The organism is Oleiphilus sp. HI0067 (assembly GCF_001635735.1).
Window position 1 is genome coordinate 1 of sequence record NZ_LWFI01001747.1, and the last position, 1,027, is coordinate 1,027.

The following is a 1,027-nucleotide window of genomic DNA, read 5'->3' on the forward strand; positions in this document are numbered from 1 at the left end:
TGTCCACGGTAAAAAACAACATGGTTTTACCTTGATTGAAATCATGGTTGTGATGGTTATTTTGGGTCTTTTAGTGGCAGTGGTAGCGCCAAATATACTTGGACGCGGGGAAGAAGCGAGAATTGGCGTTGCTAAAACGCAGTTGCGTAACGTTTCGTCTGCTCTGGATTTATATAAGCTCGATAATTTCAATTACCCTAGCACTGAGCAAGGTTTAGAGGCTTTGGTTAATAAGCCATCAGGTTCACCTGAACCAAAGAACTGGAGCAAAGATGGATACTTGCCAAGCGTTCCAAAAGATCCTTGGGGTGTTGAATATCAGTATGTAAGCCCAGGCTCTGAAGGTCCTTACGACCTGTATTCGTTTGGCGCAGATCAGCGCGAAGGCGGTGAGGGTGATGCGGCTGATATTAGTGTGCACGACTTGAACTAAGTTATGTTTTTTTCTTCCGAGCAATATCAACGTAATAAGGGCTTTACGCTCATTGAATTGTTGGTCGTGATGGTATTGCTTGGATTGCTCGCTGGCCTTGCTACGACGAGCTTCGGCGGTAATCAAGCGCGTGAATTGGATATAGAAACCAATAGAATGCATGCGCTCATGCGAACCGCGGCAAATGAAGCTATCTTTAGTAATGCTGAAATCGGTGTTCGAATTAGTGAGCAGGCTTACGATTTCATTTCGTACAACGAAGAAGAACAAAATTGGTCCCTCGCGACCAGCCCAGTCCTAAAACCTCAAGTATTGCCCGAATGGATGTTTCTCGAATTTGAGAGAGAAGGTGAAGAGGTAGTTCTCCCGAGCTCTGAAAAAGAAGAAAGTGAATTTGGTGGCAGTGTTTTTGATGATGACGATTCAAGTTCTACTAGCGATTCTTCTCTGCGGGATAAAAAGACGCCCGATTTCATGTTTCTGTCTAGCGGCGAGATTACCAATTTTACGGTACGTTTAAGTTTGCGAGACGACCTCGATATATTCAAAGAAGTTACGCTGAATGAGTTTGGGGAAATATCGTTACCCCACCTT

Annotated in this window: 2 protein-coding genes; both read left to right on the forward strand. The window is 44.3% G+C overall.

Annotated features, from left to right (window positions below; all coding sequences use genetic code 11):
• On the forward strand, window positions 1-433 hold a 433-nt coding region (gspG, locus tag A3739_RS27810), incomplete at its 5' end, for a type II secretion system major pseudopilin GspG (RefSeq protein ID WP_068503536.1).
• Between the two features lie 3 nt (window positions 434-436).
• The coding region (gene gspH, locus A3739_RS27815; RefSeq protein ID WP_068503539.1) for a type II secretion system minor pseudopilin GspH at window positions 437-1,027 on the forward strand (591 nt) is incomplete at its 3' end.